At 65.4% G+C, this 24,688-nt stretch carries 26 protein-coding genes, 1 tRNA gene, 1 other RNA gene and 1 pseudogene; 18 read left to right on the top strand and 11 right to left on the bottom strand.

Features of this window, described 5'->3' with window-relative positions:
* Positions 1–112 precede the first annotated feature (112 nt).
* The 3 genes from ACSBP4_RS16490 (at position 113) to ACSBP4_RS16480 (ending at position 2,148) form a co-directional block, all read left to right on the top strand.
* A complete protein-coding gene (locus ACSBP4_RS16490) occupies positions 113–1,030 on the top strand; it encodes an ATP-binding cassette domain-containing protein (protein ID WP_435552885.1) in 918 nt (305 codons plus the stop codon).
* Positions 1,023–1,808 (top strand): ABC transporter permease subunit, encoded by a 786-nt coding sequence (locus ACSBP4_RS16485; RefSeq protein WP_435552859.1) that lies wholly within the window; start codon positions 1,023–1,025, stop codon positions 1,806–1,808. Before ACSBP4_RS16490 ends, ACSBP4_RS16485 begins: the two co-directional genes overlap by 8 nt.
* Before the next feature lie 115 nt (positions 1,809–1,923).
* The gene (locus ACSBP4_RS16480) at positions 1,924–2,148 is read left to right on the top strand and encodes a hypothetical protein (protein WP_256299369.1); all 225 of its coding nucleotides are present in this window, start codon (positions 1,924–1,926) and stop codon (positions 2,146–2,148) included.
* A gap of 294 nt (positions 2,149–2,442) precedes the next feature.
* On the opposite strand, the gene ACSBP4_RS16475 is transcribed toward ACSBP4_RS16480, so the two are convergent.
* A tRNA-Arg gene (locus ACSBP4_RS16475) sits at positions 2,443–2,517 on the bottom strand.
* Positions 2,518–2,666: 149 nt separating this feature from the next.
* Between ACSBP4_RS16475 and ACSBP4_RS16470 the strand changes: the two genes are divergently transcribed.
* The 4 genes from ACSBP4_RS16470 (at position 2,667) to ACSBP4_RS16455 (ending at position 5,288) form a co-directional block, all read left to right on the top strand.
* Positions 2,667–2,849, top strand: a complete 183-nt coding sequence (locus ACSBP4_RS16470) for a DUF7511 domain-containing protein (RefSeq protein ID WP_006181914.1) — start codon at positions 2,667–2,669, stop codon at positions 2,847–2,849.
* Between the two features lie 127 nt (positions 2,850–2,976).
* Positions 2,977–3,831: a geranylgeranylglycerol-phosphate geranylgeranyltransferase gene (locus tag ACSBP4_RS16465; RefSeq protein WP_435552858.1), complete on the top strand. Its 855-nt coding sequence runs from the start codon at positions 2,977–2,979 to the stop codon at positions 3,829–3,831.
* A gap of 278 nt (positions 3,832–4,109) precedes the next feature.
* The gene (locus ACSBP4_RS16460) at positions 4,110–4,742 is read left to right on the top strand and encodes an RAD55 family ATPase (RefSeq protein WP_049964572.1); all 633 of its coding nucleotides are present in this window, start codon (positions 4,110–4,112) and stop codon (positions 4,740–4,742) included.
* 135 nt (positions 4,743–4,877) lie between these two features.
* Positions 4,878–5,288, top strand: a complete 411-nt coding sequence (locus ACSBP4_RS16455; protein ID WP_049964573.1) for a CoA-binding protein — start codon at positions 4,878–4,880, stop codon at positions 5,286–5,288.
* A 20-nt stretch (positions 5,289–5,308) separates the two neighbouring features.
* On the opposite strand, the gene ACSBP4_RS16450 is transcribed toward ACSBP4_RS16455, so the two are convergent.
* The 3 genes from ACSBP4_RS16450 to ACSBP4_RS16440 form a co-directional block, all read right to left on the bottom strand.
* Complete coding sequence (locus ACSBP4_RS16450) at positions 5,309–6,439, bottom strand: hypothetical protein (protein WP_435552857.1); 1,131 nt, start codon at positions 6,437–6,439, stop codon at positions 5,309–5,311.
* Between the two features lie 73 nt (positions 6,440–6,512).
* Entirely contained in the window at positions 6,513–7,493 is a 981-nt protein-coding gene (locus tag ACSBP4_RS16445) for a PLP-dependent cysteine synthase family protein (protein WP_435552856.1), read from the bottom strand.
* Positions 7,494–7,734: 241 nt separating this feature from the next.
* Entirely contained in the window at positions 7,735–8,079 is a 345-nt protein-coding gene (locus ACSBP4_RS16440; RefSeq protein WP_006649124.1) for a DUF5798 family protein, read from the bottom strand.
* 186 nt (positions 8,080–8,265) lie between these two features.
* Between ACSBP4_RS16440 and ACSBP4_RS16435 the strand changes: the two genes are divergently transcribed.
* Positions 8,266–9,558: a PQQ-binding-like beta-propeller repeat protein gene (locus ACSBP4_RS16435; RefSeq protein WP_435552855.1), complete on the top strand. Its 1,293-nt coding sequence runs from the start codon at positions 8,266–8,268 to the stop codon at positions 9,556–9,558.
* A gap of 71 nt (positions 9,559–9,629) precedes the next feature.
* On the opposite strand, the gene nadE is transcribed toward ACSBP4_RS16435, so the two are convergent.
* Positions 9,630–10,481, bottom strand: coding sequence for an NAD(+) synthase (nadE, locus tag ACSBP4_RS16430; RefSeq protein ID WP_435552854.1), 852 nt, complete (start codon positions 10,479–10,481; stop codon positions 9,630–9,632).
* Positions 10,482–10,876: 395 nt separating this feature from the next.
* Between nadE and ffs the strand changes: the two genes are divergently transcribed.
* Together ffs and ACSBP4_RS16420 are read left to right on the top strand one after the other, a co-directional pair.
* Positions 10,877–11,188: signal recognition particle sRNA (gene ffs, locus ACSBP4_RS16425), an RNA gene on the top strand.
* Between the two features lie 455 nt (positions 11,189–11,643).
* Positions 11,644–12,435, top strand: a complete 792-nt coding sequence (locus ACSBP4_RS16420; RefSeq protein ID WP_435552853.1) for a LolA family protein — start codon at positions 11,644–11,646, stop codon at positions 12,433–12,435.
* 3 nt (positions 12,436–12,438) lie between these two features.
* Here the strand turns inward: ACSBP4_RS16420 and ACSBP4_RS16415 are convergent, their stop codons facing one another.
* The 3 genes from ACSBP4_RS16415 to ACSBP4_RS16405 all read right to left on the bottom strand — a co-directional run bounded on the left by ACSBP4_RS16415 (position 12,439) and on the right by ACSBP4_RS16405 (position 13,972).
* On the bottom strand, positions 12,439–13,368 hold the full coding sequence (locus ACSBP4_RS16415) for a mechanosensitive ion channel family protein (RefSeq protein ID WP_435552852.1): 930 nt from the start codon (positions 13,366–13,368) through the stop codon (positions 12,439–12,441).
* On the bottom strand, positions 13,365–13,613 hold the full coding sequence (locus ACSBP4_RS16410) for a YhbY family RNA-binding protein (RefSeq protein WP_006181924.1): 249 nt from the start codon (positions 13,611–13,613) through the stop codon (positions 13,365–13,367). Before ACSBP4_RS16410 ends, ACSBP4_RS16415 begins: the two co-directional genes overlap by 4 nt.
* A gap of 80 nt (positions 13,614–13,693) precedes the next feature.
* Entirely contained in the window at positions 13,694–13,972 is a 279-nt protein-coding gene (locus ACSBP4_RS16405) for a ribonuclease P protein component 4 (RefSeq protein WP_006181925.1), read from the bottom strand.
* 200 nt (positions 13,973–14,172) lie between these two features.
* On the opposite strand from ACSBP4_RS16405, the gene ACSBP4_RS16400 reads away from it, so the two are divergent.
* The 3 genes from ACSBP4_RS16400 (at position 14,173) to ACSBP4_RS16390 (ending at position 18,735) form a co-directional block, all read left to right on the top strand.
* Positions 14,173–15,996, top strand: a complete 1,824-nt coding sequence (locus ACSBP4_RS16400) for an ABC transporter substrate-binding protein (RefSeq protein ID WP_435552851.1) — start codon at positions 14,173–14,175, stop codon at positions 15,994–15,996.
* A 5-nt stretch (positions 15,997–16,001) separates the two neighbouring features.
* A complete protein-coding gene (locus ACSBP4_RS16395) occupies positions 16,002–16,865 on the top strand; it encodes a phosphatase PAP2 family protein (protein ID WP_435552850.1) in 864 nt (287 codons plus the stop codon).
* 97 nt (positions 16,866–16,962) lie between these two features.
* Complete coding sequence (locus ACSBP4_RS16390) at positions 16,963–18,735, top strand: ABC transporter substrate-binding protein (RefSeq protein ID WP_049964580.1); 1,773 nt, start codon at positions 16,963–16,965, stop codon at positions 18,733–18,735.
* Positions 18,736–18,866: 131 nt separating this feature from the next.
* Here the strand turns inward: ACSBP4_RS16390 and ACSBP4_RS16385 are convergent, their stop codons facing one another.
* Both ACSBP4_RS16385 and ACSBP4_RS16380 read right to left on the bottom strand, forming a co-directional pair.
* Positions 18,867–19,247: a hypothetical protein gene (locus tag ACSBP4_RS16385; RefSeq protein WP_006649133.1), complete on the bottom strand. Its 381-nt coding sequence runs from the start codon at positions 19,245–19,247 to the stop codon at positions 18,867–18,869.
* Between the two features lie 123 nt (positions 19,248–19,370).
* A complete protein-coding gene (locus tag ACSBP4_RS16380) occupies positions 19,371–20,132 on the bottom strand; it encodes a DUF2797 domain-containing protein (RefSeq protein WP_435552849.1) in 762 nt (253 codons plus the stop codon).
* Positions 20,133–20,242: 110 nt separating this feature from the next.
* Between ACSBP4_RS16380 and ACSBP4_RS16375 the strand changes: the two genes are divergently transcribed.
* The 5 genes from ACSBP4_RS16375 (at position 20,243) to ACSBP4_RS16355 (ending at position 24,515) form a co-directional block, all read left to right on the top strand.
* Positions 20,243–20,383, top strand: coding sequence for a hypothetical protein (locus tag ACSBP4_RS16375; RefSeq protein WP_172704557.1), 141 nt, complete (start codon positions 20,243–20,245; stop codon positions 20,381–20,383).
* A 2-nt stretch (positions 20,384–20,385) separates the two neighbouring features.
* Positions 20,386–21,885, top strand: coding sequence for a glycosyl hydrolase family 28-related protein (locus tag ACSBP4_RS16370; RefSeq protein ID WP_435552848.1), 1,500 nt, complete (start codon positions 20,386–20,388; stop codon positions 21,883–21,885).
* Between the two features lie 55 nt (positions 21,886–21,940).
* On the top strand, positions 21,941–22,294 hold the full coding sequence (locus ACSBP4_RS16365; RefSeq protein WP_435552847.1) for a BsuPI-related putative proteinase inhibitor: 354 nt from the start codon (positions 21,941–21,943) through the stop codon (positions 22,292–22,294).
* A gap of 145 nt (positions 22,295–22,439) precedes the next feature.
* Positions 22,440–23,339: a CbiX/SirB N-terminal domain-containing protein gene (locus ACSBP4_RS16360; RefSeq protein WP_435552846.1), complete on the top strand. Its 900-nt coding sequence runs from the start codon at positions 22,440–22,442 to the stop codon at positions 23,337–23,339.
* Between the two features lie 3 nt (positions 23,340–23,342).
* Positions 23,343–24,515, top strand: a complete 1,173-nt coding sequence (locus ACSBP4_RS16355) for a DR2241 family protein (RefSeq protein WP_435552845.1) — start codon at positions 23,343–23,345, stop codon at positions 24,513–24,515.
* Positions 24,516–24,530: 15 nt separating this feature from the next.
* Here the strand turns inward: ACSBP4_RS16355 and ACSBP4_RS16350 are convergent.
* A pseudogene (locus ACSBP4_RS16350) lies at positions 24,531–24,688 on the bottom strand (DUF7524 family protein); the annotation flags it as partial.

Here is a 24,688-nt window from a genome sequence, read left to right as displayed (position 1 = left end):
CCGCAGTCCCAGGTCAGTAGTCAAATCCCAACTGTCTCGTGACGTTTCCGTCTATGTACGTCGAATGTAACCTCCGATACAACAAAATGGAGTGGATGCAAAGGATGGGGTTATGGGAGTAATCGAACTTGACGGGTTGACAAAGGATTATGGAGACGTTCTCGCTAACGACGACGTCTCGTTCACCGTCGAAACTGGCGAAATCTTCGGATACCTCGGGCCAAACGGTGCAGGGAAGACGACGACGATTCGAACACTGCTGGGGTTACTCGAACCGACATCCGGAACAGCGACTGTTCTCGGCGCAGATGTTCACGATGAGGGCGCGCTCATCGACGCCAAGCAGCGGATCGGGTATTTGCCGGCGCATCTCGGATTCAACGAGGAAGTGACTGGCGCAGACGTCTTGGACTATCATGCATCCGTCAAGGGTGGTGACCGGCGAGACGAACTCCTCGAAATATTCACACCCCCGGTGGAGCGTCCCATCCGCGAATATTCGTCCGGGAACAAACGCATGCTCGGCATCATCCAGGCCTTCATGCATGATCCCGAACTCGTAATAATGGACGAACCGACATCCGGTCTCGACCCGCTTAATCAAGAGGAATTTAACGAGTTCGCCAGGAACGAATGCGAGCGAGGAAAGACGCTATTCTTCTCGTCTCACGTGCTAAGCGAGGTCCGTCGCATCTGTGATCGGGTCGGGATACTCCGCGACGGGAAACTCGTCGGATTAGAGGGTGTCGAGACACTGATGGACCAAGGTGGGAAGCGTGTCCGGCTTCGAACGACTGACGAGGCGAGAACTGAACTCGCAGCACTCGATGGGGTCAATGATGTGCAGACGTTCGCTGACGGAATCCAATTCATTTACACTGGCGAGTACAACACGCTTCTCCGCGAACTTGCGACACATGACGTGCGTGAAATCGACATCAGCGAACCACCGCTCGAAGACGTCTTCATGCACTATTACGAGTCAGCGGGAGCAGGTGAATCCAACCAAGAGGTACAATCGGATGCTTGAAACCACGCGATATGAGACGAGTCGTCGTCTTCGAGGAACGGTGATTCTGACGATTGGGGTGAGCCTCTACGTGGCCTTCATCGTCTGGTATTTCTCTCTCGTTGACGCATCCGCCTACGCGCAGATCGCGGACTCAGTGCCGCCTGCGATGCGGGAGGCGTTCGGGATTCAAACGATTGGAACGATCGAAGGGTGGCTCGGGGGACAGATTTACACGTTCGTATGGTTGGTGGGGCTCGGAATCTACTTTGCATACTCAGCAGCGGGGAAGATTGCAAGCGATATCGAGAATGACCGAATGGATCTGTTGCTCTCATTTCCGGTTTCTCGGAGCCAGTTACTTCTCGAAAAATTCGCATCGATGGTGCTTCCACTTGTCCTGTTGAACGTAGTTGTGGGCGGTGTCACGTACGGTCTCGTACTAGCGATTGGCGAAACGATTGATCCGATGCATCTCGTGTTGGCGCATCTTCTCTCGATTCCGTATCTCCTCGTCTGCGCTGCGATCGGAACAGTTCTCTCAGTGCTCGTGAATCGAGCGGCGGTTGCAGAGCGAGCTGCCATCGGGCTGATGTTCGTTCTCTGGCTGGTTGAATCCGCAGTTGGCGCGGCGGAGGAGTTCTCGTGGATTCAATACATTAGCCCAACCCATTACTACTCCCCAACACCGGTTCTCATTGATGGTACGTACGAGGTAATGGACTCTGGAGTTCTCCTTGCTGGATTTTTGGGATTGCTCATCGTGAGCCAAGTACTGTTCCAGCGGCGAGATATATAGAGAGATTCGGCTCGGGGACCGTATTAGTTCGACACCATCTGTAGTGTATTCGGGTGCACAGTAGAGTTGCTCGGCCATCACAATCTCTATCTCATTTCATTATGAATATCTCGTCATGACGCTCGTAGACACCGGCACTGTTGGCACCACCGAAGTATTGATAACTCTTGTCGCAGTCGCTCTTGCTCTTCTCATAACGTTCTACATCCACCGAGACGCCGACAGTCGTGGAAGTTCCCACGAACTCGCATGGGGCCTTGCCGCATTTTTCGGTGGCCCCGTCGTTTGGATTCTCTACTACGTTGTACGTGAGGAGATCGGCCCGAGCAAGTCAATGTAGCGGTCGCTACATCGTACCCTAATGGTTATTGGATTTCTCACTCGTGTAGTTCACGCTCTGGACTTACCGAGGCACACCGGGCCTGTAGCCGAGGTTTCAACAGAGCCAGAAACGCCACTACTCGGAAAGAGGGATCCCGTCAATCAGCGATTGATTTTCTCCCTCCCGACCAGTTTGGTTGTACGCGAACTCCCGTGGAGAGTACCACTCAATCGATGATCGAACGAAAGCAAAAATGTGCCCATTCGACCGATAATCGCCCCGCCGTCGGGCGATTATCGCCGCTCAAATCTATGGGCGCTGCAGGATTTGAACCCGCGGCAGCTTGGTCCGAAGCCAAGTACTCTGTCCAGGCTGAGCTAAGCGCCCGCACGAGTTCATTTCCGATGTGTCCATATAAGTCACTCGATTCGGGCCGGTTTCGATAGACACCACCACGCTCGCCGCTCGAGAGTTTTCAGTCGGTGACAATCAGCGGCGGGGGTCTTTGTTTTGTAGCTGCAACGGCTACGTATAGCATGAGCGAGACCGAAGCCCCCGTCCCAGACGAGGTCGAATCCGGCGCGACGCCCCTCGAGTTGCTCTCGGACGACGAGGGGAGCTGGACGGCCGTGCCGGCCGACGCGAGCGGCGACGACCGGGTGAGCAAATGGCTCGAGATCGATGCTGACGTCCTCTGTGATCTCGAGGAGTGGCGCTGAGACGCGAGCCGCGACGCCTTCTCTCCCGTCACCGATCGCGTGAGCGATGCGTGCGATCGTCTCCGGGATGATCCGTCGCCGGGACCGGACCGTACCGTTTAACCAGCCCGCATGACCACTCGAGCGTATGACTGTCGGTGAGACGGGTCGCGGGTTGCTCGAGTTGACGCGGCCGGTAAACGTGATCGCGGCGAGTGCCCTGACGTTCATCGGAGCGTTCGTCGCCGGTGGGGTGGCGGGGGAGCCGCTCGCGGTCGCTGCGGCGGTCGCGGCCACGGGGCTGGCGGTCGGTGCGGGAAACGCGATCAACGACTACTTCGATCGGGAGATCGACCGAATCAACCAGCCCGGGCGGGCGATCCCCCGTGGTGCGGTGAGCCCGCGCGGTGCGCTCGCGTTCAGCGTCCTCCTCTTTGCGGGCGCGGTCGCGCTCGCGGTGACGCTTCCGGCGACGGCGATCGCCATCGCGGGCGTCAACCTCCTCGCGTTGGTCGCGTACACCGAGTTCTTCAAGGGGCTGCCGGGTCTCGGGAACGCGCTCGTCGCTTATCTCGTCGGAAGCACGTTCCTCTTCGGCGCTGCGGCAGTCGGCGAGATCGCACCGGCCGTGGTCCTCTTCGTACTGGCGGCGATCGCCACGCTGACCCGCGAGATCATCAAAGACGTCGAGGACATCGAAGGGGACCGTGAGGAGGGGTTGAACACGCTCCCGATCGCGATCGGGGAGCGGAAGGCGTTGGTCGTCGCCGCCGTCCTGCTGGTCGTCGCCGTCGTCGCCAGCCCGATTCCGTTCCTCCGTGGCTACTTCGGCGTCGCGTACCTGCTCGTCGTCGCACCGGCCGATGCCGTCATGCTACTGGCCGCCTACGAAAGTTTCGCGAATCCGACGACCGGCCAGTCGCGTCTCAAGTACGGGATGTTCTTGGCCGCGCTGGCGTTTATCGTCGGTCGAGCCGCCCTCGAGGTCCCCCTGTTGGTGTAGGACACGCCGACGGTATCGAGAAGCGCGCTGTAGTCGCGGCCGGCGGGCCGTCGGATACACATCGCAGACACGGGCCGATTGACCGGAGCCGGTTCGCCCAGCGAGTGGTGGGACCGACCCGTCGACGGCCTCGTTCAGCGTGCGAAGACAGTGCGAGACGCCAGCTACGTTATCAAAAGTACTATAAGCTGCTTCGCGTATCTTCATACCATACGCCGGCAGTCGGAGTGGGCTGTGGTACCAGCTCGTCGTTACGGCGATGGATGTGAGTATTCCGTATGTATGACCTCGCAGATGTCCTTCCGGACGTCGAAATCGATCCGGGAACGAACGTACTCGTCGCGGGTCCGCCACTGACGGGGAAACGGCGGATCGCCTTCGATATCCTCGCGAGCGGTGCGGCCCGTGGTGACGGTTCGATCGTCGTCACTACCAAAGACAGTGCCGACAAGGTCCTCGAGAGCCTCGACGACCACGTCGGCGAGGGCGTCGAGCCGGATATCGGCGTCGTCGACTGTGTCACCAAACAACGCGGTATCGGAACGATCGACGACGACCCACGGATCAAGTACGCCTCCTCCCCGGTCGACATGACCGGCATCGGGATCAAGCTCTCGGAGTTCCTGCAGGACTTCTACGAGACCCGCGGGCTGACTCGGAATCGCGTCCTCTTGCACTCGGTGTCGACACTGCTGATGTACTCCGATCTCCAGACGGTCTTTCGGTTCCTCCACGTCTTCACGGGCCGGATCCAGAGTGCCGACGCCATGGGCGTCTACGTCATCGACTCGACTGCCCACGACGACCAGACCATGAACACGCTCAAACAGCTGTTCGACGCCGTCATCGAACTCGAGGAGACGGCCGACGGCGAGGAGCCCGAGATCCGGACCGCCGGCTTCTCGGCGTAACCGGTTCCGAACTCCCGGCTCCGTTCGCGTCCACTGGCTTCGGTTTTCCGTGACGATCGATCGACTCGAGTCCGGTCGGTCCCCAACCGATCGACCCCGAAACGTTTCAGCGAGGACCGCGTACCTTCGGGTATCATGCCAGTCGACACCGCAGCGGAGATCGAGGAGATCCTGGAGTCCGACACCATCGCCGTCGTCGGCTGTTCGAGTACGCCCGGCAAGGCGGCCCACGACGTGCCGAAGTACCTGCTGGATCACGGCTACGACGTGATCCCGGTCAACCCCTACGCCGAGGAGATCTTCGGCCGCGAGGTCTCCGACTCGCTGGCCGATGTCGAGGATGAGATCGACGTCGTCTGTATCTTCCGGCCCAGCGAGGAGGTAAGTGGGATCGTCGACGCGGCCCTCGAGCGCGACGACGTCGACGTCATCTGGACGCAGCAGGGAATCCGCGACGACGAGGCGGCGGCCCGCGCGGAGACGGCGGGGCGGGCCGTCGTCCAGGATCGGTGTATGAAGGTCCAGCACCGCCGGCTCGTCGCCTGAGCCGACGGTTGAGTGGGTCCTTACGAGGCCGGCGTCGATGCAGTACGAAGGTCCGCGAGCGCGTCCTCGACCGTCGTATGCATGCGGTCGTCGACGACTGACTCGAGGTGTTCGAGTCGGATCGCCGTCCGGACGAGCGGTTCGTCGGGGAGGCCGGCGAGGGTTCCCGCGATCGCGTCGGGCTCGATCGCGACGGGGGCGTCGGCGGCACGCTCGGCGACGAACTGCCGCGTCGACGCCTCCCCACCGGATACCCCCTCGCGGATCGCCTCACGACGGGTCTGCGGGACCGTCTCGGCGACCGGGACCGAACAGACCGTCTCGCAGTACCACTGGAGCGCGAGTGCGGCGGCCTCGAGCAGTGTCTCATCGGAGTAGTCGAGCGACGCGTGGAGGTCGGTAGCCGCCGCATCGATCGCGGCCCGGCGACGGTCAACGAGGGCCTCGAGCCGGTCGGGAACGTCGGACGCGAGGAGATCGTCGACCAGGGCGGTCGTCGACCGGTACGCGTCGGGATCGCCCTCGAACAGGACGACCGGAAGCGTCGCGACGCCGTTGTCGACGTCCTCCGGGAGATCCGCCAGATCGTCGATGACGGTCAACACGAACAGGCCGTCCGTCGCGATGGTTCGGATCGACGCGAGTTGTGCGGCCGTGTAGCCGCCGGTGGCCGCGACGAGTTCGACCGCGAGATCGCCCCAGCGGCCGCCGCGTTCGTCGACTCGCGCGATCGCGTCGTCGACGGTCGCCGCCGCGGCGTCGAACGACTCCTCGGCGAGCTGGCCCGCACCGATCTCGCGGACGGTCTCGAGGGCGTGGCCTAGATCGACGTCGGCCGGCGCATCGGCGACGGCGGCGGCGACGTTCGCGAAGACGAGGTCGCCGGTCGTGACGTGTTCGTTCAGCCGTCGCTTGCGATCGTCCCAGGCGTCGATCTCGTCGATCGCATCGTCGTGGAGCGCGCTCGTCACGAACAGGTCCGTCGGGATCGACGCGAGCGTTTCTGCGAGGACCTCGTCGCGGGTCTCGAGATAGGTAAAGAAGTAGGTGAACGCCCCGAGCAGTCCCCCCTGGTCGGCGTAGGCCTCGAGCGTCGGGTGGAGGGCCGACGGGAGTGCGTCGTCCGGGAGGGCGTCGGGCAGCCGGCTCATATCCCCAGTGGTTTCGGGGACCGCAAAGAGTGTACTGGTTACCGGCGGCCCAGGGCCCGACGACGGTGTCGGCCTACGACGTCCACTCCTCGAACGACCGATAGATGCCCTTCGAGAGGTAGCGCTCGCTCGAGTCCGGGAAGATCGTAGCGACGGTCTCGTGGGGGACGTCGAGGTCGCCGTTGGCGATCCGTTCGGCGACCCGTTTCGAGGCCACGCTCGCGGCACCCGCACTCGAGGCGACCAGATGGCCCTCCTCGCGGGCGAGCCGGACGAGTTCGTCGTGGGCGTCCTGATCCGAGACAGCACTGACGTCGTCGACCAGTTCGGGATCGAACAGTTCGTTGGTCGTGGTGTCGTGCGTGCCGATCCCCTCGATCTTGTACTCGTCTTCCTCGCGCTCGTCGCCGAGGAGTTCCCCGTAGACCGAGCCCTCGGGTTCGACCGCGACGACGTGTGTCTCTGGGTCCTGTTCGAGCGCGTAGCGGGCGATTCCCATGAGCGTCCCCGCCGTTCCACAGCCGACGACGACGGCACCGACCCGTCCATCCAGCGCGTCGTAGATCTCGGGGGCGGTCGTCTCGTAGTGTGCTTCGGCGTTTAGCGGGTTCGAGAACTGCTGGGGGACGACGGCGTCGTCCAGCTCGTCGGCCAACTGCTGTGCCCGGGCGATGGCACCGTCCATGCCGTCCTCGGTCGGCGTGTTGATGACTTCCGCATCGAGTGCGGCCATCAACTGCTGTTTCTCCACGCTGAACCGCTCGGGAACGACGAAGACCGCCTCGAGTCCCAGCTGCTTGGCCGCGATCGCCAGCCCGATCCCGGTGTTGCCGGCCGTCGGCTCGACGATCGTCCCGCCGGCGGGAACGTCGCCACGCTCGAGCATTCGCTCGAGCATGTACTTCCCGATGCGGTCTTTGATGCTGGCACCGGGGTTGAACGACTCGAGTTTGGCGTAGATCGATACGTCTCCGGCCCCGCCTCGGAGGCGGACGAGCGGCGTTCGACCGATCGTCTCGAGGACCGAATCCACCGGCTGCTCGTGGGTCGTCATCGTGCTGGCAAATGTTGCTTCCGTTGTTAGCTCTTATTATTACGACCGGTACGGCGGATATCCGAGGGTGCCGGTGAGAAACGATTACGATCGACCGGACAGCGAAGGTGAGCCGCCACTATCGGACTCCGGTGGCGTCGACGCTGCCGTCCCGGCGGCTCTCCAACGCAGTCGTTGGGTCACCTCGAGCCGGAGAAACACGTTTGCGATGGAGACACCGCGTGACAGCCGTCTCACCGTTTCACTCGGCGGTTGTGTCCGTGGGTTCGCTCGCCGTGTTCGCCGTCGACTCGGATGCGTCGCTCGCTGTCGATTCGTCGGTCTCCTCGGCCGCGAGTTCGGCCTCGTCGATGGCCGCCTCGGCGAGGATTTCCTCGCCGTCGATCCCCTGTTCTTCGGCGATCGCCAGCAACAGTGCGCGCTGCTCGGTGAGTTGGTGGTCCATGCGTGTGACCGTGTCGTGGGTCTCGTCCATTTCCTCCTCGAGTCCCGTTATCCGGTTCTGGAGCTTCTGTACCTGCTTGTACATCGCTTCGGCGCGGTCCGAGAGGCCCTGAATCTTCTTTGCAGTGCTGCCAAGTCCCATAACCGGACGATGTGTCGGAGCGCTAATGGGCCTTTTCCTCCGTCGGACGACGAGTTCGTCCTTCCGATCGACATGCCGGGCTCGAGGCCGGGATCGAAGCGGAGTGACCGGTCCCCCCGCGGTCTCGCTTCGTCGCGGCCGGCTGACAGCACCGTATATATGTAACTCCGAGACACAACACCGTGCATGAATTCCACGAGGGGATCGCAGACGGACGGCCGGCGTCGGCGAGACCTCCTCTCCGCGGCGGGGGTGGCGACCGTGACCGGACTGGCCGGCTGTCTCGGCGTTCTCGACGACGAGCGAGACGCCGCGGAGTCGACGACTGAGAACGCGTCGACCGACGCGACCGCCGAGTTGCGCGACGCGCTGACCGACGCCGACCCATACCGCATGCACCAGTACGGCCCGACCCACGTCGGTCGCACGGCTCGCGCCGGCCCGGTCGACGACGTCGACGCCGTCTGGACGTTCCACGAGGGGGCCGACGACCCGTCCTACAATATCGGCCCGCCGGCGGTCGTCGACGGAACGGTCTACGTCGCCGAAGGCCACTCGGTCGGTGACGACGGCACGGAGACGGTCGTCTACGCCCTCAACGGTTCGACGGGCAACATCGAGTGGGAACGGTCCTATTCTGGAACCAACGTCGCCGGCCCGGTCGCGGTCGTCGGCGGAACGGCCGTCCTCTCTATCGGAGGAACGGTCGTCGCGATCGCGACCGATTCGGGGGACGATCGCTGGCGGGTCGGCCACGACTTCGCCGACAGGATCACGGTCGCCGACGGGACGGTGTACGCGATCGAGACCACGTACGCCGACCCGCCGACGCTCGTCGCCCTCGCCCTCGAGACGGGGCGCGAGCGCTGGACCGCTCCCCTCGCTGACGACGGGGGATTCTGGCCGACGCCGCCGGCGGTCGGTGGAGGGACGGTCTATCAGGGCGGAACCGAACTCGTCGCGCTGTCGGCGGCCGACGGCGAGCGGCAGTGGACGCGGGACCTCGAGGCCGATATCACCGGTTCGCCAACCGTCGTCGACGGAGCCGTCTACGCCCCCGTCGGCGACGGAACCGTCGCCGCGTTCGACCGAGACGGAACGCTTCGATGGCGAGAACCGATCGAACACGGCGGTCAGGGATCCGGGTCGGACCCCGTTTCCTCACCGGCGGTCGCCGGGGGATCGCTATACGTCACGAACGGCTGGCAACTGACCGCGTTCGACGCCGAGACCGGATCGGAACGGTGGACGACTCCCACCGAAGAACCCGATCCGCCGGTCGTCGCCGACGGGACCGTCTACGTGAGCGGTCTAGACACGGTATCGGCCTACGACGGCGCGGACGGGAGCCACCTATGGCGACACCGATCGAGCGCGACGAGCGGCACCGGAATCGGTATCGCGCCCGTCGTCGGCGGCACCGTGTTCTTCGCGAGTGCGGGCCTGCACGCGCTTCGCGAAACCGATACCACGACCTAAGCGGTCGCCGCGAGCGGTCGAGGGGCCGTCCCGAAACTGCCTCATCGGCGGCAGCCCCGCTCGAGTCGGCGTCAGATCCGCGTTGACGGCCGCACCGGCCGGCGACGCTTGTGACGCGTCCGCTCGACCCACGCCGCGAGTCGCTCGACGGTCTCGGTCTCGACGCCGGTCCGGTCCGCGACGGTTCCCGCGTCGACGCCCTCGTCGATTCTCCGCCGGAGGATCCGATCGACAGTTTCGGGATCGGTATCAAGCCCTGTCGCCGGCGACCCGCCGGGATGTAACGGCGAGCCCGCCGCTTCGACCGTCAGATCCTCCGGGATCCCGACGGCTCGAGCGAGGGCCTCGAGTTCGGCCCGGTAGAGGTCGGCGAAGGGGAGACAGTCGGCCCCCGTTTCGCCGTGTTTCGCGACCGAGCCGAGCAGGTACTGGGTGCGGTTGATCGGGCCCACGACGAGCGCGTCCGTCGCGTTCGCGACGTAGTAGGCACAGGTCATCCGGAGCCGCGACAGCGCGTTGGTGGTCGCGACCAGGTCGTCGGCCGGCCCGGACGACCCGCCGATCGTCTCCTGAAACGCCGCCAGGACCGGTTGCAGTTGCAGGCGACTGTGGTCGATTTCCAGCGACGTCGCAACTGCTTCCGCGTTGCGCGACACCGCCTCGTGGCTCAGAAACGCCGGCATCACAAGCCCCGTCACGCGGTCCTGTCCCACCGCATCGACGGCGAACGTCGCCGCCAGCGCCGTCTCGACCCCGCCGTCGAGCGGCACGACGACTCCCTCCGCGCCGGCGTCGGCCACCATCCGCTCGAGAAACGTCGGCAGCCGTTCGCGGAGCCGCGACAGCGCGTCGTCGGTCGTCGCGAGGCCGTCGGAGCCGCGAGGGAGGTCCGCGATCGGCGACTCGAAGCCGGACACCGTCATCGCACCCCTCGGATCACGAACGGCAGGGACGCGCTCGAGGGGCTGTCGATACCGCTCCGTCGATCTCCCGACCACGGACCGGCTATCGGTCGGCCGTCGGTCGGGCGGCGGGACTGGGATGTCATCGGTTACTCGAGTGAGTCTGTTTACACGATATAACTGTTTCTTGGCACAACATTCCCCAATTGAAACCCATACGTGGCCGTTGGGTGAATATATATTGTGAAAGGGCCCTGGAACGCGATCGGATACCAACCGGATCCGGACCGGCCCGGCAACCGGTCGGGAGCGGGTACGACGATCGGACAGCACTCACCGCGTTGCGACGGGCGGCCGCCGTCACCGGACTCGAGCGATGGAGACGAAAGGTCCTTAAGTTCCCACCCCCTACGTAGGAGTGGACTAGGTCGGGCAGTTTGGCCCTGCTCGTTACCCGCGCTATGGTCATTAGCGGGGACCGAACGCCGCGGGCGTCCGGTCAGACCGACCGGGGCCCCGGGAGCCAACATGGAAGCCTCGTCCGTCGGGGACAGCGGTCCACGATGGCCGTCCGCAGGGACGTCCCATCGTGGTTAGCCGGCGACAGCCCATCAGGCGCGGAAGCGAGCAGTGGACCGCCGGACACCTGTCGCTCGCCGGGTCGCGGGGTGGAGAAGGCAACCGGGATTCCCCCGGTCGGAACGCCGGGCAACCGCGGTCGTCCGCATTCATACTCACCGACCTTTTACGCTGCGTGAGCGGCGGCGCTGCGCGCCTTGCTCACTCGGTAAAAGGTCGATCAAAAGCACTCCTCCTTCCCCTCCACTCGCTGACTCGCGGTTTCACCGCTCGTCCGTTCGCGGCGCGTAGCGCCGCGCAGCCGCTCGCTCCGGATCAGTCGTCGGCCCGCTCGCGCCTCCGGCGCTCGCGGTCGTATCGGGTAGCCGCCTGCCCTCCCTCGCTGAGCGGACGCGCAGCGTCCGCGAGGTCGTCGGCGCGTAGCGCCGACTGCTCGAGGGACCGCGGTCCCTCGCTGCTCGGAAGAGCTTGCTCTTCCGTAGAGTCGGACGGCTCTCACTGTCGTTCGAGCCGTCCTCCCGGCCGTTTCCCGATGGACGGTCGTTATCTCAACCCGGATTACAGAAGGGTAAAGATTACTACTACGGTCCGAGTGACTACGGTAATGACAAGTCGCCGACTCGCGGCCGTCCTCGGCGTCCTGGTCGTCAGCGTCCTGCTGACCGGCTGTGTGGCGCTCGAGGACCCCGAACGCGAGACCGACGATCCCGACCCCGAAGCGGTCTTCGAGGGTGCGTACGTCCACAGCGAGGACCTCGAGGATCTCCGAGGCGTGCGACGGGTCGAGATGACCGACGGGAACCGAACCGTGACGGAAGTCCTCCGGATCGAGAGACGACCCTACGTCGACGAGCGAAGCGAAGTCGTCGAGGCCTCCGACCCGGTCGTGGTCGGAAACCTGTACGTGTCGAACGCCACCGACAACTGGCTCTACTATTCCGACGCGAACGTCACACAGCACTTCGAGGCGCCCGACGGATTCGATAGCGAGGCGGTCCGCTCGAGTCGTGCCGAGATGGCGGCGAACGTCAGCAGCCTCTACGACCTCGAGTACCGGGGCACCGACCGGGTCGCGGACCGGGAGGCCCACGTCCTCGCCGTCGAGGCGAAAAACGAGACCGTCGAACGCGACGTGTCCCTGATCGTCGGCAACACCGAGTTCGTCTACCCGTTGGAGACGGGCGACCCGACGGACGAGATCGACGTCGTGGAGCAGCGTCTCTGGATCGATACGGAGTACGACTACCCGCTGAAAGAACGACTGGTGTACGAAACCCCGAGCGGCGACCGCTACGAGTTGCGTATGGAGTACGAGTCGATCTCGTTCAACGTCGGCCTCGAGGACGAGCGGTTCGCGTTCGAGCCGCCGGAAAACACGACTGTCGAGGAGTGGTGAGTCCTATTCGGCCGGCTGGACGACGCTTTGCCCGTCGCCGCTCTCGAATCTGAGTCCGCCCTCGAGGGTGCGAACGGGGTAGGGGATGTCGATGCCCTCCTCGTCGAAGCGGCGTTTGACGGCGGTGACGTACTCCCCGCGGATGCGGACGAAGTCCGCGCGCGAGGGGTCGGCGATCCAGAACCGCGACTGGAGGCCGACGTCGGAGTCACCGAGTTCCGTCAGTCGGACCGAGGGCTCGGGGTCGTCCATGATATCGGGGTGGCGCTCGGCCTCGTCGACGATGATCTCGGTCGCCCGCTCGATGTCGTCGCCGTAGCCGATCCCGAAGACGAACTTCAGGCGGAGCTTGTCGGCGTCGACGGGGTTTTTGAGGACGCCGTCGGTCAGCGCCGAGTTGGGGACGGTAAGCAGTTCGTTGTCGAACGTTCGTACACGGGTGACCCGGAGGCTGATGTCCTCAACGACGCCTGAGTAATCACCGTTATCCCACTCGATCCAGTCGCCGATCCGGAACGGCTTGTCGGTGTAGATGAACACGCCCGCCACGAAGTTCGAGATCACGTCCTGCATCGCCAGGCCGATCGCGAGCGCGCCGGCGGCGGCGATGCCGGCCATCGATACCAGGAAGTTTCCGAAGCCGGCGAAGCCGAAGGCGACCGCGAACGCGAGAAACGCGACCCCGAACCGCGTGAGCATCAACAGCGGGTTCTTGGCGTGTTCGTCCAGTTCACGCCGGTCGAGGGCACGACCGACCAGCGGAACGAAAACGAGCCGCCCGACGAACCAGATCGCGGCGAGCGCGGCCAGAAATCGGATGCCACTCTCGGCGACCCCGGCTTGCGCTGCCGTGAGCCCCGCATCCTCGAGCGTCTCACCGATCACGCCCAGGACGATCCCGGACAGCGATGCGCCGACCGCACCACCGGTCATCGGTACAGCACCGCGGTATGACCGCGCGTCTCGACGAGATCGGCGTTGACGCGGTCCGCGAGGTCGGCGGCCTTCTCCGCGGTCGAACTGCCGGCACGGGCCGCACGCAGGAACTTCACCTTCACGAGGTCTCTATCGTCCAATTGGTCGTTGAGTTCGTCGACGACGGCGTCGACACCGCTCTTGCCGACCCAGACGGTAACATCGAGATCGTGTGCGCGGCGCTTGCGTTCTGCTGTATCCATGGCCCCGTGTAACGAAGCGAGCCGTTTCAATCTTCGCGATTCGGATGGGGACGCGCCCGCGCGAACGCGTCGACATCGGGTCACTCCTCGTAGGGGTATCTGGCGTGGGCACCACAGTCACAGGTGATGACCACGTGGCCGTCCTGTAGCCTGACGCGAGCGTTGGTCCCCGGCCGGAGATATGCGTCGCACCGATCGCAGGTGAACCGGCGAAACCGCCGTGGGAGCGACAGTCGGTTTCGCTCCGCGACTCGTCGGGCGAGTCGGACGTAGTACCGAGCCCGGTCGTCCTCACCGTCCGCGGCCGCCGCTCGAGCGAGGTCGTGGAGGCGCTCGATCCGCTCGGCCGCGATGTCCATACGCGTGTGTTCGTCGGTCGACGTATCCATGTTGCGCTCCGGACTGACCGCCCGGCACCCATGTCCCCTGGGAACGAGAACCAAGCCCTCGATCACGGCGAATGTACCGTCGATTGAAAAGATTCTTTACCCGTCCACGTATTCGGTAGTAGTACGCAGTACTGTTATATATCGCATACAAAGAGGTGCAAGAGAACGGAATGAATTGGTCCCCATCTTCGCCCGACAACGGCGTTAGCAGGCGCTCATTTCTGGCCGCCGGCGCGGCCGCCGCCGCGGTGACGGCAGGCGGCTGTATCGACAGCGTCCGAAACGTCGTCGAACAGGCGGGAGACAACCAGATGACACTCTCGATCACGACGCTGCCGGCCGACGCCGACCGGCAAAACATCCAGATCGCCCGCCGGCTCGAGGCGAACCTCGAGGCCGTTGGTATCGACGTCGCATTGGACATGCGTTCGCCATCGGAGCTACTGAAGACCGTCCTGATCGATCAGGAGTTCGATCTCTACGTCGGCCGCCACCCCGCCGACTACGACCCCGACTTCCTCTACGACGCCCTCCACTCTACGTTCGCCAACGAACGGGGGTGGCAGAACCCGTTCGGGTTCGCCAACATGTACTTCGATACCCTCCTCGAGGAACAGCGTCGGGTCGATGGCGAGCAACGAAAGCAACGCCTCGGGTCGGTCCTACACGGACTGGCCCAGGAGAAACCGTTCGAACCGATCTGTTTCCCCGACGAACACCGCATCGCACGGACCGACGGATTCGAGGGCTGGGACGAGGGAACGCTCGGCAGTCGACACGGCTATCTCGGGCTCGAGGGCGATGGCCAGCTCCATGCCCTCGCAACCGACAGTCGCATGACGCGGAACCTCAATCCCCTCTCGGCGACGGCACGAGAGCGGGAGACGATGATCGACCTGCTCTACGACTCGCTGTTGAGCGAGCGCAACGGCGAACTCGTCCCCTGGCTCGCCGAGTCGGTCGAGTGGTCCGCGACGCCGTCCGAAACAGCATCGGGCGACGACACGAACGGCGAGAAAGACGACGCGAACGCCGACGAACGCGGCGACGAGCGGCGGACCGTCTCGATCACGCTCCGGGAGGACTGTCGGTTCCACGACGGCGAGCCACTGACTGCCTCCGACGTGGCCTTTACCTACCGGTTCCTCGAGGACACGTCGCTCGGACGAGCGCCCGAATCGCCGGCACCGAGGTATCGAGGGCAGGTCGAGATGGTCGAATCGGTCGAGATCGAAGACGACCGCCGACTGACGATCACCCTGCGGGGCGAAACGCCAGCCGGGCAACGGGCACTGACCGTGCCGATCCTCCCCAAACACGTATGGCAGGAACTGATCGATCAACGGGCGGCAAGCGGCGAGTTCTCCGCGCCACAGGGCCGGTGGGTGGCCGTCACCGGGGATCACATCCCGCCGGTCGGGAGCGGTCCCTACCGGTACGAGAGCCACACCGAGGACGAACAGTTGGTCCTCGAGCGATACGACGATCACTTCACGCTGCGGGAGGACGTCGACCTCGGCGAGCCGGTCACAGAGGGGCTCCGGTTCACTATCGAGCCCGGGAGCGCGGCGGCGGTCAGACGAGTCTCCGACGGCAGCGGTGACCTGACGGCCTCGATTCTCGACGCGTACGCCATTGGCGGAATTCCCGATTCGTCGGATATCACGGAACTGACCGCCACCCACCGGAGCTTCTATCATATCGGATTCAACGTCCGTAACGCCCCGCTCAGTAATCCCCACTTCCGGCGGGCGATCACGCAACTGATCGACAAGGAAACGATCGTCGACGAGGTCTTTTACGACTACGCGACGCCGACCGCGACGCCGGTGGCCGACGATTGGGTTCCGTCGCGCCTCGAGTGGAGTGGAGAAGACCCAGTGACGCCGTTCGTCGGCTCGAACGGTCGTCTCAACGTCGAAGCCGCGAAGTCCGCTTTCGAAACGGCCGGCTTCCGATACGATGATAACGGACGGTTGCTTGGAGGCTACTAACAGCGATGCTCGCCGAGGTGCTGACACAGGTCGCCCTCGTTATCGGGATCTTGCTCCCGGTTTCGGTCCTCGTCTTTATCGGCCGTGAGCGACTCGTCCGGACTCGAGCCGAGTGGCGTGACCGCTTGCGGACGAACGCGCCGGTCATCGCCGTCTTGCTCGTCGTTCTCCTGATAAACCGCGTCGCCAGACAGACGGCACCGAAACTCTCTCGGGAGATCGGGGTCCATCTGACCGCGACGTTTTACAACGTCGAGGGGGAGTTCATCCTCCTGTTCAAGTCAGTCGAGACGCCGGAGCTGACGGCATACTTCGCGTCCGTCTACGTCTTCGGCTACACGTTCCTGTTGATCTTTCCGGTCATCGCGTACTTCATGCTCTCTGATACGCGGATCTTCCGTCGGCTGTTGACCGCCTACGCCCTCAACTACGCGATCGGGCTCGTCCTGTATATCCTCATCATCGCGTACGGGCCACGGAACGTGATGCCGGCCGAACTCACCGAGCGGATGCTGTACGACACGAACCCCCAGTACCAGTATCTTACCCGCGAGGTAAACACCAACACCAACGTCTTCCCGTCGCTGCATACCTCGCTGTCGGCGACCGTCGCGGCGTTTGCGTCGATGACGCGCTCGGCGTACCCCAAGTGGTTCCCCATCGCGGTCGTGTTGGGCGCAAGCGTCGCGCTCTCGACGATGTATCTGGGGATCCACTGGGGGATCGACGTCGCTGCAGGGCTGGTCCTCGCAGCGACCTGTGTCGTCCTCTCGGACAAACTGGTCGACCGCTGGTCGCTGTCCGACCTGTTCGGGGACCGCCTCGAGCGGCTCAGCGACCGACTCCCCTGGCTTCACCGGGAAGAGTGACCAGCGGCAGCCGGCCGAAGCCGTCCGGCGATCGTCGGCCGTTGACTGAGCGCAATACTGTTATATCGTGGCTCTTCAACTATGATAAACGAACGAAATGAACGGAGGATCAGCCGCACCGAACCGAACGGGCCCCGGTGATGGCGGCCTGAGCGTCAGTCGGCGGGGCGCCTTGGCGGCGGCGGCCGGCCTGACGGTTTCGACCAGCGGATGCATTCGGCAAGTTCGGGACATTCTCATGCCGGACAACATCCATCAACTCTCGCTGACGATCACGACCCTCCCCACGGACAGCGACAGAGAGAGCATTCGGCTCTCCCGGGAGTTGGCCGACGTCTTCGAGGCGGTCGGCATCGACGTCTCGTTCGATATCCGATCCCCGGTCGATTTCCGCCGGACGGTGCTGTACGATCACGAGTTCGACATCTGTATCGTCGAGCATCCGGGCGGAACCGACCCGGATTTCCTCTACGAGGCGTTGCATTCGGTCTATACCGACGAATCGGGCTGGCAGAACCCCTTCGGGTACACCAACCTGACCGTCGATGACTCCCTCGAGACCCAGCGCCAACTCGAGGGTGAAAAGCGCCGCGAGGCCGTCACGGACGTCCTCGAGGCAGTCGCGATCGAACAGCCGTTCGTTCCGATCTGTATTCCGGACCAACACCGCGCGGTCAGGACCGATCGGTTCGACTGGGACGAACGCGCGCTTGCGACCCCGCAGGGCTATCTCGACCTCGACCCGACACCGGACGTCTCGACGCTGCGGGTCACGCATACCGACTCCCGGCCGACGACGAACCTCAATCCGCTTGCGGTCGACTATCGGGGCCAAGGTCCGTTCGTCGATTTACTGTATGACTCGCTGGCGACCGAAACCGCCGACGGCGAGATCGAACCCTGGTTTGCCCGCTCGTGGGAGTGGGACGCCGGGACGATCGACGTGCGACTCCGGACCGACTGTCCGTTCCACGACGGCGAGCCCATGACGGCCGAAGACGTCGCCTTTACCTATCGGTTCCTCGCGGACATGCACCCCGACGACGCCGAGACTTCTGCTCCCGCGCCCCGATACCGCGGGCTGGTCGAAGCCGTCGACTCGGTCGACGTCGTCCACCGCGATCGGCTCGAGTTGCGGATCGACGCCGGCCGGCCGGTCGGTGAACGGGCGCTACTAGTCCCGATCCTCCCCGCACATATCTGGCGCGAGCGGGCCAGCGACGCGAACGGACCGGGAGGCGCGACCATCGCGCAGGGAACCACGGAAGCGGTCGTAACGGACAATATCGAACCGATCGGGAGCGGGCCGTTCCAGTTCGTGAGTCGGACCGAAGGCGACGGACTCACGCTCGAGCGGTTCGACGACCACTTCACGCTGCGATCGGGTGTCGCCCTCCCGGCACCGAGCGTCGACGAACTGACCGTCAGTATCGATCCACCAGGGTCGGCCGTCCAGCGGGTCATCGACGACACCGCTGACGTGACGGCATCACCCCTCGAGACGAACGTCGTCGGCAGCGTCGATCAGTCCGGCAGTACTCGCGTCCTCGAGTCCCCGTCGTGGTCGTTTTACTGTCTCGGGTTCAACGCGCGGGACGCGCCGTTCAGCAATCCCCGATTCCGCCGTGTCATCGCACAGTTGATCGACAAGGAGTGGTTGGTCGACGAGGTGTTCCAGGGCTACGCGCGTCCCATCGCTACGCCCGTGACCGAAGAGTGGGTTCCCGAGAGCCTCGAGTGGAACGGCACCGATCCGGAAACGCCGTTCCTCGGCACGGACGGCGAGGTCGACGAGGACGCGGTCGAGGCGGCCTTCGAGTCGGCCGGCTTCCGCTACGACGAGCAGGGCCGGCTCCGGGTCAGACAGTAGCGTCGAAGCGGTAGTTGCTCTCGAAACGATTCACACCGATCGCAACGCTGTCCTGCGATCGGGTGTCCGGTGACTTTCAAGAGCTACTATTGGACTCTCGGGAACGGAAAACGGCGAAAACGGCGCGGGTGTTACTGGTCCTCGAGCGCGTCGGCGATCCGCTTGAGCGCGCGGGTCTGGTCGCGGAGTTCGTCACGCATCTGTCGGACTTCGCGGACGAGTTCCTCGTTGCTTTCGTCCTGTCCGCTGCCGCCGGGGCCGCCCGGACCGGGGCCGCCGGGACCGCCGCCCATCATGCCGCCCATCATCTGTGCGAACGGGTTGCCACCGCCCATGCCGCCGGGACCGCCGGGGCCGCCACCGCCGCCGAACGGGCTTTCGGGGGGCTCGCCCTCGCCGTCTCCTTCTTCGGCGCGTTTCTCCCGGATCTCTTCGACTCGCTCTCGGAAGGATTTCTCCTCGCTTTCCTCACCGGCGTCGCCGTCGTCGGGGGCGTCGTTGTCGTCCGTCATACAATCGGGTTCTGGTGCGGCGGGGAAAAGGGTTGCCATGTCTCGGATATCGGCCCTCGACTCGCTCGCGGCGGACCGAACGCGACGACCGTGGCGTGTCGGTCCAGCGGCCGGCCGACCCGATCAGGTGCCGAACGACCCCAGCGACGACTGCAGGTTCCGATCGGGTCGCCCGCCCTCAAGGTCGTAGCCGACGAGGTCGCGCATGTCGACGGCGTAGGCGGTGCCGCCCGTTTCCAGCACCAGTAGTCGACCCTTGACGCCGACGACGGTCCCCGAGGCGATCGTCTCGCGGACCGGCCGGGCCTCGAGACCGAGCCCGTAGTCGAACCGATACCGATCGATGACGTCGAACTCGGCGAGGACCGACTCCCAGCCGGCCTCGTCGACGGTCGCGGCGAGCGAGGCGACTTTCGCCGGCGTCCGAACGCGGTCGACCAGCCGTTCGGCGATTTCGGCCTCGAGTTCGCGGGCGATGCGGCCGTTCGAGACGGTGTGGACGTGGGCCCCACGGTCGGCCCCCTGTTCGCGCAGTCGGGTCTCGAGCCGCTGGCGTTTGGTGACGCCGACTTTGAACGTATCGGGGGCGAAGGCGGCGATGTAGACCGCGTGGTCCTCGTAACAGTCCATCTCGTCTTTCAGGCAGGTACCGGTACAGCGGGCACAGACCCACGTGCTGGTGTGGTACTCGCAGTGAGGCGCCGACGGCCGATCGCAGGCGACGTGAACCCCCGACTCGTCGATCGTACCGGCACAGTGGCGCTCGCCGAGCGAGTACGCGAGGTCGTCGCCGGCCTCGAGCGGGCGGGCGTCGATCTCGGCGTCGGCGTCGCTGACCAGCAGCGCCGATCCCCGTCCGCTCGGTTCGTAGCCGACCAGTTGCACGACCGGGGGTTGGGACCGGGCGCAAATAGACGTAGCGTCTCGGTCGACCCCGGCGAGGCGACGAATCGTACGACCCGTGGCTATATGTCGGCTCGAGAGAGTCGCCCCGTATGGACGGTTCGGAACTGCGGCGGCGGGAGCTGCTCGGCGCGGCGTCGTGTAGCTGCGTGGCGCTTGCTGGCTGTACCGACGGACTCCTCGGCGGACCGGCGTACGGCGAGTCCTACGGGCGAAACTACGGAGGCGAGTGAGCGTGGCCGACGAAACCCCGCGGCTCGGACTCGGGACGTACGAACCGGGCGACGAGTGGGACCACACCGATACGGTCGAGGCAGTCGATCGACACGCCATCGTCCGCGGACCGATCGCCGACCGGCCCGAGACGGGCGAGTACGACGACGAACTCTACCACGCCACCGACCAGGGGATCACCTGGCGGTGGGACGGGGACGGTGGCGACTGGGTCTACTTCGGCGGCCGGGGGAGCACCGAGCGGCCGGTCCCCGGAACGAGCCACTTCGAGGCGGCGACGATGACCCGCGCCAGCACCGCGGAGTCGCCCGTCTGGAACGTCGAGGCACACGGGATCGAGGGCGACGGCGAGACCGAGGTCGGGGCGGCCGTCCACGCCCTCCTCGAGACGGTTCACGAGGCCGGCGGCGGGATCGTCTACTTCCCGCCGGGCCGCTACCTGCTCGAGCGGACGCCACTGATCGGCGACGACACGATCCTGCAGGGCGCGGGCTCGGCGACGGTCCTCGAGGGCCCCCGCCCCGAAGGCGAGGAGGGGCGAGCCCTCCTCTCGAACAGGGGGTTCGACGCGACGGGGTACGACGGCGCGTCGAACTGGGGCGTTCGCGACCTCCGGATCGACGCGCCGGAGTCGACCGGGATCATGCCCGCCCACGCCGAAAACGTCCGGTTGGAAGGGATCTACGGTGACCGCATCTACTACCACCACGTCGACGTCGTCTCCTCGAAGAACGTCACCGTCGACGGCTACTGGGCGACCCGCGGCGGCGAGGGCGACTCCGACGCGCCGGTCCAGTTCGACAACCAGAACGCGGGCACCGGTGTGAACGGCGTCTGGGATGGCAAGCGGGAGTCGCTGGTCACCGACGACGGGACCCCGACGCGGAACTGCACGCTCGCGAACTTCGAGATCGATCCGACGAACGGCCCCGAGTACGGCGTTCACATCCACCGGGACGGCACCGAATCGATCACGATCGAAGACGGGTACATCACCGGCTGCGGGTATGCGGCTATCAGGGCCGACACCGGCTCCCGCTTCTCGGATCTGACGATCGACGCCGTCTCGTGTATCGACAACGCGCGGGGGATCTCACTGGGCCACGTCGCCGACGGCCGGCGGGAGCTGACGATCAGCAACGTCACGATCAGGACCGACGATGACGCGACGGCCGCCGGCTCGGGGCTGTACGCGGCCGGCTTCGACGGCGCGACGGTGTCGAACGTCGTCGTCGACGGCGCGTTCACGAACGCGGTCGTCTTCGACGACATGGACGACCTGAAGCTGACCGGAGTCACCGCGACGGGAGCCAGACACCAAGCGTTTCGGTTCAGGGAGGGCGTCGATGCGACGCTGACGACCGCCCGCGCGGCCGACTGTGGCACCGTGGGAGTCTACGTCGGCCCGGACAGCAGCGTCGCCTACGGCGGCGTCACGTTCGAGGACATCGGCCAGCGGGTCGAGGTCGACGGCGACCTCCGGGAGTGGGTCACGTCCTGAGCCCGAGCGCTCGAGACGGCCAAGACCTATCCGCGACGGCCCCCAACACGGAGCCATGACCCTCGAGGGTTCGCTCGAGACGGCGGCCGACGGCTCCAGAGACGCCGTCATGTTCGTGTTCACCGTGACCAACGCGGGCGAGGCGGCGATCGAACTCGATTTCGCCGACGCCTGCAAGGCGGAGTTTCTCGTCGTAGACGACGGCACCGAAGTCTGGCGGTTCAGCGAGGGGCGGGCCTTCGCGCAGATGCTGAGTTCGGACCGCCTCGAGCCCGGCGGGTCGACGACCTACGAGGCGGAGTGGTCCGATCCCGAGTCGGGCGAGTACACCGCCGTCGCGAAACTGCGGGCACGAGAGCGGACCTGCGAGGCGACGACGACGGTCGCCGTGCCGGAGAGCGAACAGTGACGCCGCGCGGGACGTGACCGTTCCCCGGCCGGATTACGATTTATAGAATCAGTTTTAGCCATATCGAAACTCTCGTTCGTCAGACGAAGGGGAACTATTGTGCTTCTCCATAGGGTATAAACCGGCTCCGTCCGAACGGTCGCGCATGCAAGCGCTGGTCATCGCGGCACACGGATCGCACCTGAATCCGGACGCCTCGGAACCCACCTACGCCCACGCGGACACGATCCGCGAGACGGGCGCGTTCGACGAGGTCCGCGAGGCGTTCTGGAAGGAGGAACCCCACTTCCGGGAGGTCATCCGAACGCTCGAGTCCGACGAGGTGTTCGTCGTCCCCCTGTTTATCAGCGAGGGCTACTTCACCGAGCAGGTCATCCCGCGGGAACTCCGACTCGACGACTGGGACCCCGACAAGTGGGAGTCCGACGGCACCAGCGCCTCGCAGGCCACCCTCGAGGCCGAGGACGTGGGCAAGACGATCCACTACTGCGGGCCGGTCGGGACCCACGACGCGATGACCGACGTGATCGTCCAGCGGGCCGAGACGGCGACGGGCGATCCGGACGTCGGCGACGGGTTCGGCCTCTCGGTCGTCGGTCACGGCACCGACCGCAACGAGAACTCCGCGAAGGCGATCGAGTACCACAGCGACCGCATCGCCGAGCGCGACCGCTTCGACGAGGTGAAAGCCCTGTTCATGGACGAGGAGCCGGAGGTCGACGACGTCACCGACTACTTCGAGAGCGACGACGTCGTCGTCGTCCCGCTCTTTATCGCCGACGGCTACCACACCCAGGAGGACATCCCCGAGGACATGGGCCTGACCGAGGACTACCGGCTCGGCTGGGACGTGCCGGCCGAAGTCGACGGCCACCGAATCTGGTACACCGGTGCCGTCGGGACCGAGGACCTGATGGCCGACGTCGTCCTCGAGCGGGCCGCGGATGCCGGGGCCGACATCGGCGACGCCCGCGAGGCGGTCCGTGAGCTGGCCGCCTCGGTCGCGGAGCCGGAACCGAACGCGGGAGCGGGCGCGGGGGACTGACGCGTGACGGTGGCGACGGCGGATCTCGACGCCCTCCTCGAGCGCGCGTCGGCGGGCGTCTCCGTTGACGGGCTCCGCGTCGAGGAGGCCGACGACGGCTATCGGCTCGCGACGCCGGACGACGAATGGACCGGCCTCGACGAGGACGAACTGCGGCGCGCACTCGACGCCGCCGACGAGTACGTCACGAACTGGCGCTACTGGCAGGAACGGGTCGGCGGGGAGGGGACCGCTCGCCGCGCGTTCCTCCGCTGGTGCGAGCGAGCGCCGCTCGCGGACGCCGAGACCGGCAACGCGACGACTGGGCCCTGGAGCGAGAGCGGAGAGGGCGACGCGGATGCCGGCGAAGATCCCCTCGCAGTGCCCGAGCGCTACGACGCGCTCCGCGACGGCATCGACCGCGAGTGGGGACAGCTCTCGATCACCGCCCGCTTCGTCGACGTCGACGACCCCGACGGGGAGCGCGTCTACGACCTCTGGCACGTCGACGACGCCGACGCCGACCTCGCGGACCTGGAGATCCACGACGATCCGCGGGACGCGCGCGAACTCGCGACCTACGACGAGGACGGCCGCTACCGACCGTTAAAGACCGCGCCGACCCTGCCCGGCGGCTGGGCCTTCACCGGCCTCTCGGGCGACGACCTCGTCGAGACGGTCGAGTTCTTCTACCCCGCGACCGGCGCCAACTGGCACCGCGAACTGCGGGGGAACCTCGACGTCGACCACTGGCTCGAGACCGCCGAGCGCCAGACGGGAATCTACGACGTGATCGACGAACTCCCCCGCGAGGCCGTCGCGTGGATGGCCGAGGCCTGCTGTGTCGACTCACAGTGTCTCCGCCGCCGCGAGTGGGAGTACGAGGCGGGCGACGACCTCGACGTCGACGGCGGCGACGGCCCCTTCCCCTGTCGCGAGCCGTGTTCGCTCGTCGTCGCCGCCGCCCGCAAGTGGACGACCCTCGAGTCCGAGGAGGAACACACCTACGAACTCGAGTTGACGACCAGCGAAATCAACCAGCTCACGGAGCTGATCGACGCCGTCGCCGAGGGCCGCACCGACGAGATCCGCGAGGCCGACGTCTACGACGGCGCGAACCGCTATCGAGCGCGATACCTCCGGGCCAAACGGTTCGACGACGAGGGCGACCTCGAGGCGACCAAAGTCGACGACTGAGCCCGGCTTCGACCGTTATCGAGCGAGTAACAAGAGTGCAACGGCGACGCCGACGAAGACGATCACCAGGCCGGCCGCGGTGACGGGGCCGCCGATCGTCGCGGCGGTCGCGCCCCCGACGCCGATCGCGACCAGCCCCAGCGCGGCGACCGCCAGCGTCGCCGGCTCGAGGC

It is taken from the genome of Natrinema sp. CGMCC1.2065, from assembly GCF_051225675.1.
Lineage (GTDB): Archaea > Halobacteriota > Halobacteria > Halobacteriales > Natrialbaceae > Natrinema > Natrinema thermotolerans.
Note: the sequence above shows the minus strand (reverse complement) of the source record. Positions and strands in the feature narration are given on the sequence as shown.